This is a genomic window from Microbacterium sp. UBA3394 (assembly GCF_002358725.1).
GTDB lineage: Bacteria > Actinomycetota > Actinomycetes > Actinomycetales > Microbacteriaceae > Microbacterium > Microbacterium luteum.
In genome coordinates this window covers 1-7,188 of the sequence record NZ_DEPK01000109.1, presented here as the reverse complement: position 1 = coordinate 7,188, position 7,188 = coordinate 1, and the positions used below count along the sequence as shown (strand labels likewise).

Here is a 7,188-nt window from a genome sequence, read left to right as displayed (position 1 = left end):
GTCGACGACGTCGCCGGGTCGGCCCTGACCCCCCTGGTCGAGGTCGCCGGATCGTTCGACGTCGATTCGCTGCGCCCTCAGGACGGCCGCATCGACCTCACGCCGTTCACGGCGATCCAGGATGCCGCCGCCGCCGGCACCGCGGAGCTCGTCGACGCCGCCGACACCGTCTCCGCGATCGACCGCGACCCCCTCGTGACGCCGGTGCGCACCGCGGTGCGGGAACTGTCCGACCTGCTGGCAGAGACCCGCGATGGCGCGGGCGCCGTGGCTCGCGCCACCGCACTGCTGCCGGCCATGCTCGGCGCCGACGGACCGCGCACCTACCTGCTGCTGTTCCAGAACAACGCCGAGTGGCGCTCCCTCGGGGGGATCACCGGCGCGGTGGCGGCCATCGGCACCGACGACGGCGCCCTGTCGCTCCAGGCCCAGGCCTCCTCCAGCGACTTCCCGCGCTACGACGATGCCGTGCTCCCCCTCGACGAGGAGGTGCTCGGCATCTACGGCACCCGGCCCGGCCGGTACATCCAGAACGTCACGCAGGTTCCCGACTTCGCGCTGTCGGGTGCATTGGCGCAGGAGATGTGGGAACGCGAGACCGGCGAGACGGTCGACGGGGTCATCGCCGTCGACCCCGTCGCGCTGTCGTACCTGCTCGAGGCGACCGGTCCGGTGACTCTCCCCACCGGCGACGAGCTCACCGCCGACAACGCCGTGGACCTGCTGCTGAACGAGGTCTACTTCCGATACGAGGTCCCCGCGGAGCAGGACGCCTTCTTCGCCGCCGCCGCCGCAGCCGTGTTCGAAGCCGTCGCCGGCGGAGGCGCAGATCCCGCGGCCCTCCTCTCCGCCCTCACCCGTGCCGGCGACGAGCACCGACTGCTCCTGTGGAGCGACCACGAGGAGGACCAGGAGCTCCTGTCCGACACCACGCTCGCCGGCGGGCTGCCCGTGACCGACGACGACACGGCCCGGTTCGGCGTGTTCCTCAACGACGGCACGGGCTCGAAGATGGACTACTACGTCACCGCCGACACCACCGTCGGCTGGGACACGTGCATGGTCGACGACGCCGGAGACGCGCAGGGCGAGGCGACCCTCGGGGTGACCATCACCAACACCGCCCCCGGCGCCGACAGCCTGCCCCGCTACATCACCGGCGGCGGCGGATTCGGCGTGCCCGCCGGCACCGCACGGACCGTCGGCTACCTCTACCTGCCGGAGGGCTGGGACCTCGTCGACGCCGAGATCGACGGCGACGTCGGATTCGGCGGCGGAACCCACGATGGCAGGCGCGTGCTCACGTTCGAACTCGACCTGGAATCCGGCGAGCAGGCGAGCGTGTTCGTCACCGCGCGACCGGGTGAACCCGGTGCACCGACGGTCGAGGCGGTGTCAACCCCCCGCATCGGCGAGGGCACCCGAGTTGTCGCCACGTGCCCGCCCGCCTAGACTTCCCGCCAAGGGGAGGACACGTCCCCGTCGCCACGCGCTTCACTCGCCGCCACGAGGGACCCCCCATGACTCGCCGGACCACCCGCCTCCTCATCGCCGCTGCCATCGCGATCGCCGCGGTCGCTGCACCGAGCGCGGCGAGCGCCTCGACGATCTACCCGCCGGCCGGTTCCTGCACGACCAGCCCCGCCACGATGACCGCCGGCAGCACCGTGACCTTCGCGTGCTCGGGCGGAACCTTCTCGGCGGAGGAGCCCGTCACCGTCACCGTGACGGGCGAGAACGGCGCCGACAGCACCTTCGGCATGATCCGCATGGCCATCAGCACCGCCAGCGCCGGGTTCACGTCCACCTCGGAGGGCGCGCTGGAAGCCATCCGCATCACCCTTCCCGCCAACGCGAGCGGAACCTACAACATCGCCGCCGTCTCGCCGACCTCCGCCGGCGGCACCGCGGCCGCGAGCATCACCACGGCAGAGGGCCTTCCCACCACCGGACTCGACCAGTCGTCGCTGGCGATCGTGTGGATCGGCGGCGGAGCGCTGCTGGCAGCCGGCGCCGTGCTGGCGATCGTCGCCGGCGTGCGCCGCTCCCGCGACCGCAACTCCTGATCCCCCACAGGCCGCTTCAGGACTCCGCGGCGAAGGTGCGCGCCGCCGACGCGGAAGCGCCGCCGACGGTGGGATGAGCCGTGACGAGGATCGGGAGGTGGTCCGACCGCCCCTGCGGCAGCGTGCGCACCTTGTCGACGCGGAAGCCGATCGAGGTGGCGAAGTCGTAGTGCCCGCGGAAGAACCGGTACCGCGTGTAGGTCCGCGCGTCGCTGAGACTCAGCTCGTAGCCCTGCTCGCGCACCTTCTGCCCGAGGTTCTCCTTGAAGACGGGGTAGTTGTAGTCACCGACCATGAGAGCGGGCAGGCCCTCCCCGAGCGAGGTCAGCTCGGTCAGCGCGGTGCGGATCTGATGGCGCCTGAGGGAGTTCAGCGCGGTCAACGGTGCGGCGTGGAACGACGCCACGATGAATTCGTGCCCGTCGTCGATGTCGTGGAGGCGCACGCCGAGCAGGCGCTCCTCGGCGGGCTTGAGCACCATGTCGTGGAGGGACTTCTTCAGGGCGAGCGAGCGCACGTCGACCGCGCGGTAGGAGTTCTCCCGGTAGTACACCGCGAGCCCCAGCCGGTTCCGCTGCGTCGCGTCGGCCAGCCTCAGGCCGCCGATCGTCGGGGGGATCTCGCGGGTGTCGTACTCCTGCAGGCACAGCACGTCGGCGCCGTGGTGCTCGACGAGGTGGGCCAGCTCGCCGGCCGCCCGGTGCTTGCGCAGGTTGTAGGAGATGACCTTCATGGTGCCGCCAGCCTATTCCCGCTCCCCGGCCGACCGGCGCTCATCCGGTGATCCCATAGCCGACCCGTAGGTGCCGCGCGTTCGGGTGACACCGGCTCGGGATAGCATCGACTCGTGACTGTACGTCCGGCACCCGTGCGGCGACGGTTCGGGATGCCGCGGTGGCTGCTGTTCACGCTGCTGGGCCTCGCCGCCGTCGTCACCCTGGCGATCCTCGCCGGGATCGGTTCGCTCATCACGTGGGGAGTGCAGACCCTGTCCGCCAGACCGCCCGCCGTCGGGACCACCGTCGTCGCCCCGGATGAGTCCAAGGCCGCCCGTGCGCTCGACGACCTCACCGCGGGCTCCGCGGAATACGAGGCGACCGCCTACCTCGCCGAGCAGCCCACCACCTACTGGCTCACGCCGGAGGAGGATCCGATCGGCACCGCGACCGCGCGCGTGTCGAACCTCGCGTCCGAGGCCCGCGACACGGGTACGGCGCTCTCCGTCGCGGTCTACGGCCTGCCCGGACGCGACTGCGGCAGCTACTCCGCGGGCGGACTGGTCGAGGAGGACTACGCCACCTGGATCGACGAGATCGCGCGCGGCCTGGATGCGGCACCCGACGTGCAGAAGATCGTCATCCTCGAGCCGGACAGCCTGGCACTGGCACCCGAGTGCGGCAACGTCGAGGAACGCGTCCGTCAGCTGCGCAACGCCATCGATCGACTGACCGGCACGAACACCTGGATCTACGTCGACGGCGGACACTCCAACTGGCTCCCCGCCGCCGACATGGCGGCCCTCATCGAGGCCCTGGACCGCAGCGACGCCATCCGCGGGTTCGCCACCAACGTCTCCAACTACAACCACTCCACCGAGGAGTTCGCCTACGCGCACGAGCTGTCCGACCTTCTCGGCGGCTCCCACGCGATCATCGACACATCGCGCTCCGGCGCGGGCTCCAACGGCGACTGGTGCAATCCCTCCGGCCGGCTGGTGGGTGAGCCGGGCGGAACCCTCGGCGACGAGGTGGTCGACACCAACCTCTGGGTGAAGCCCCCCGGCGAGAGCGACGGCACGTGCAACGGCGGTCCCGCCGCGGGCGTGTGGTGGCCCGAAGCGGCGGTCGAGCTCACCCGCGAGGTTCGCTGAGCCACCCGCGGCGCGCGGCGCCTCGCGCGCACTGTGTAGCATGACCGGAAGGCAGAATCTTGCACTGTCGCCTCACCTGGTCCGCACCCTTCCCCGAGCCGGAGCTTCGCCGATGACCGACCCATCGCTCGACCTCAAGACCGCCGTCATCGTCGAGGACGACCCGGACATCCGCCATCTCCTCCGCGAGGTGCTCGAGGCGGCGGGGTTCTCGACGGTGTCCGTCGGCAACGGGATCGACGGCGTCCGCGCGGTCATGTCGTATCGGCCGCTGATCACCACCCTCGACGTGAACATGCCGGGGATCGACGGGTTCGAAGCCGCGCGCCGCATCCGCTCGCAGAGCGACACCTACATCATCATGCTCACCGGGCTCGAGGATGAGGCCGACGTCGTGCTCGGGCTCGGCTCGGGCGCCGACGAGTACATCATCAAGCCCTTCCGTCCGCGCGAATTCCGTGCGCGCATCGACGCCATGCTGCGTCGCCCCCGGCAGGGCGCCCCCGCCCCGGCGGCGCCCCGGCAGGACTCGGTCGGTCCGTCGTTCCCCGGCGGCCGCAACACGTCGCGCGGCGCACAGCCTCCCGGATACGACGGCGACTCCGGCTGGGGTGGCGCCCCCGCGGTCGGCGAGGGGACCGACGGTTCGCACCGGAACGGCTACGACGCGCCGCGGCCCGAGATCGCACAGACCCCGGGCGACCCCGCGACCTACCGCCTGCCGCCCGGCGCCGACGCCCCGCCGCAGTGGAACGCGGCGGAGCCCGAGCGCCCCGCCCCCGGCACCGACATCGAACGCGCCACGCACGGCGGCGCGGTCGAACTCGCGGGCCCCTCGGTGATGACCCACCGCGACCTGCAGGTCAATCCCGACAGCCGCGTCGTGGTCGTCGGCGGCGATCAGCTGGAGCTCACGCGCACCGAGTTCGACCTGCTCGCCACGCTCATGGAGTCCAAGCGCCGCGTGCGGAGCAAGGCCGACCTGACCCTGGTGCTGCGCGGCGAGTCCTACGTGACGTCGTATTTCGTCGGCGAGGCCGACAAGCGCGCCATCGAGGCCCACATGACGAACCTCCGCCGCAAGCTCGGCGACAACCCGAACAATCCGCGCTACATCGAGACGGTGCGCGGCGTCGGCTACCGCATGACCAGCGAACTGACCGCCTCGAACTGACGCCGACGCGAAGAACGGCCCCGCACGAGCGGGGCCGTTCTTCGCGTCATCCGTCACACCCTGTCGCCCTCACACCTTGTAGCCCTGGTGGCGGCGGATGAGCTTGAAGAACATCAGCAGCGTCTGGATGACGGTCACGACACCCACGATCGGCCACCCGATCCACAGGATCGTCGACTGCACCACCGGGTCGAGCATCGACCAGATCACCGCGAGGGCGACGAACACGGCCACGAGCAGGATGAGCGGGATCCAGTGGGTGCTGCCGCCACCCTTCTCCGCCTTGGCCTGCATCGCCCAGTTGTCGACCTTCTTGCGCGACAGGAAGCGGGTCCACGATCGCAGGAAGTGGCTCAGCCGGATCCACATGAAGATCTCGGCGGGGAAGACGAGCCCGGCGAACATCACGTCCCGCGAATTGCGGTTCTCCATCGTGTAGGCGATGCGCAGGTTCAGCAGCACGGCCATGAGCACCGGGATCAGCCACCATGCCGAGAAGACGAACGCGTTGATCGACAGCGACGCCGCCAGCAGGGTGATGAACGCGACGCGCACGAAGAGGTTCGTGAGCATGCCGAAGTTCTCGAACCAGCGCAGGCGCAGGTTCGGGTGGAACGGCTGGCCCTTCGTGTCGCCGCGCTGGCCGGGCCACATGAGCTCGATGGCACCGTAGGTCCACTTCACCTGCTGGGCGTCGTAGCCGCGCAGCGTGGTCATGCCACCGACGTCGGCCCGCGAGAACGGGCTGATCTTGGTGAGGTACCCGGCGCTCTTGATCTGCAGGGACAGCAGCGAGTCCTCCACTTCGCTGTCCTTGACCCACGGCGTCGACTGGTGGTTCTGACGCATCACCTCGCGAAGGGCGTTGGTGGAGAAGATCGAGAACTGTCCGCCCAGCACGGCCATGTTGCGCCCGCGCAGCAGGTTCTGCAGGTTGAACGCCGCGAACTGGGTGCGCTGACCGGCGATGAGGAACTTGCCGATGAGGCCCTTGATGGGCCGGTCGTCGATCGAGTAGATCGCGGAGATGCCGCCGATGCGCGAGTCCGACACCGCCTCGGTCTCCAGGTACTCCACCGCGCGCGAATCGGCGGTGGTGTCGCCGTCCACCCCGAGCAGGTAGTCGTAGCCCTCCACGAGCGAGTAGCCGTAGTTGAGGGCGCCGACCTTCTTGTCGGGGTTCTTGCCGATGTCGTGCACGAAGACCTCGGTGAACTGCTCGCCCATCTCGGTCTCGAGTTCGTGGGCGCCGGCGAACTCTGACGCGATGCGCACCGTGGCATCGGAGGTGTTGTTGACGACGACGTGGATGACATCGGGCACCCGCGTCTGAGCGAGGAGGGACTGGATGACGTCGGCGATCGACTCTTCCTCGTTGTACGCCGGAATGATGCATCCGATGGTCGACCGGTGGCCGGTGGTGTTCTCCAGCACCGCCGAGAAGTCGTCGGCGAAGCCGGGCTCGGACTCCGTACGGGGCTCGCGCGGCAGGATGGAATCGGGCGCGTGGACGGCGTGCGGTGTCATCTGCCGGGGGCTGTTGACGTCCGTCATGGTGATCTCCCTCACGCCGGTCACTCTTCGGTCGTTGCGTCGGAGGATATCGCGATCGGCAGGTACTGGTACACGGTCTGCTGAGAGAACGACGTGTCGTCGTCGGCGACGCCCTCCACGGCGATCGTCATCGCGAATTCCAGCGTGATGCCGTACGTGTCCGCGGGCAGCTGGTTGATGGTCGTCTCGGGCACCAGCAGACCGCCCTGGTAGCTGTTCAGCAGCAGACCGCGGTCCGAGCGCAGGGTGTCCGTCGGCACGAGCGTGCGCGGGTCGGAGCTGAACTGGAACGGGTTCTGCACCTGGCCCGACGTCTGCGCCGTCTGCGAGGTGATCGAGATCGACGAGATGTACACGCGTCGCTTCTGCGTGAGCACGGCCTTCTCGTCCACGTAGTTGTCGTAGACGTTGACGGCGAAGCCGAACGTCTTCGGGGTCGTGGAATCCCACTCGTTCGTCCGTTTCGGATTCGCAGCCCACACCTCCAGACGCAGCTCGAGCTGATCGGCGACGTCGGTCGAGAG

6 protein-coding genes and 1 pseudogene are annotated in these 7,188 nt (G+C 69.5%); 4 read left to right on the top strand and 3 right to left on the bottom strand.

Going from position 1 to position 7,188, the window contains the following annotated elements; translation table 11 throughout:
* Together B4E30_RS06760 and B4E30_RS06755 are read left to right on the top strand one after the other, a co-directional pair.
* Positions 1 to 1,452: DUF4012 domain-containing protein (locus B4E30_RS06760; protein ID WP_286794180.1), on the top strand; the 1,452-nt coding region annotated here is incomplete at its 5' end.
* Between the two features lie 68 nt (positions 1,453 to 1,520).
* A complete protein-coding gene (locus B4E30_RS06755) occupies positions 1,521 to 2,066 on the top strand; it encodes an LPXTG cell wall anchor domain-containing protein (protein WP_286794178.1) in 546 nt (181 codons plus the stop codon).
* 16 nt (positions 2,067 to 2,082) lie between these two features.
* Here the strand turns inward: B4E30_RS06755 and B4E30_RS06750 are convergent, their stop codons facing one another.
* Positions 2,083 to 2,799 carry an endonuclease/exonuclease/phosphatase family protein gene (locus B4E30_RS06750; protein WP_194383798.1) on the bottom strand — a complete coding sequence of 239 codons (717 nt, stop codon included), beginning with the start codon at positions 2,797 to 2,799 and terminating at the stop codon, positions 2,083 to 2,085.
* Between the two features lie 114 nt (positions 2,800 to 2,913).
* On the opposite strand from B4E30_RS06750, the gene B4E30_RS06745 reads away from it, so the two are divergent.
* Positions 2,914 to 3,936, top strand: coding sequence for a glycoside hydrolase family 6 protein (locus B4E30_RS06745; protein WP_286794176.1), 1,023 nt, complete (start codon positions 2,914 to 2,916; stop codon positions 3,934 to 3,936).
* 112 nt (positions 3,937 to 4,048) lie between these two features.
* Positions 4,049 to 5,110 carry a response regulator transcription factor gene (locus B4E30_RS06740; protein ID WP_286794174.1) on the top strand — a complete coding sequence of 354 codons (1,062 nt, stop codon included), beginning with the start codon at positions 4,049 to 4,051 and terminating at the stop codon, positions 5,108 to 5,110.
* A 69-nt stretch (positions 5,111 to 5,179) separates the two neighbouring features.
* On the opposite strand, the gene B4E30_RS06735 is transcribed toward B4E30_RS06740, so the two are convergent.
* Together B4E30_RS06735 and B4E30_RS06730 are read right to left on the bottom strand one after the other, a co-directional pair.
* Entirely contained in the window at positions 5,180 to 6,664 is a 1,485-nt protein-coding gene (locus B4E30_RS06735) for a glycosyltransferase family 2 protein (RefSeq protein ID WP_286794172.1), read from the bottom strand.
* A gap of 20 nt (positions 6,665 to 6,684) precedes the next feature.
* Positions 6,685 to 7,188 (bottom strand): annotated as a pseudogene (locus tag B4E30_RS06730) (fructose 1,6-bisphosphatase); the annotation flags it as partial.

Bases quoted from the DNA above. Each gene is read 5' to 3' on its own strand.
- B4E30_RS06750 (WP_194383798.1), bottom strand. From the start codon at position 2,799: ATGAAGGTCATCTCCTACAACCTGCGCAAGCACCGGGCGGCCGGCGAG.
- B4E30_RS06735 (WP_286794172.1), bottom strand. From the start codon at position 6,664: ATGACGGACGTCAACAGCCCCCGGCAGATGACACCGCACGCCGTCCAC.
- B4E30_RS06755 (WP_286794178.1), top strand. From the start codon at position 1,521: ATGACTCGCCGGACCACCCGCCTCCTCATCGCCGCTGCCATCGCGATC.
- B4E30_RS06740 (WP_286794174.1), top strand. From the start codon at position 4,049: ATGACCGACCCATCGCTCGACCTCAAGACCGCCGTCATCGTCGAGGAC.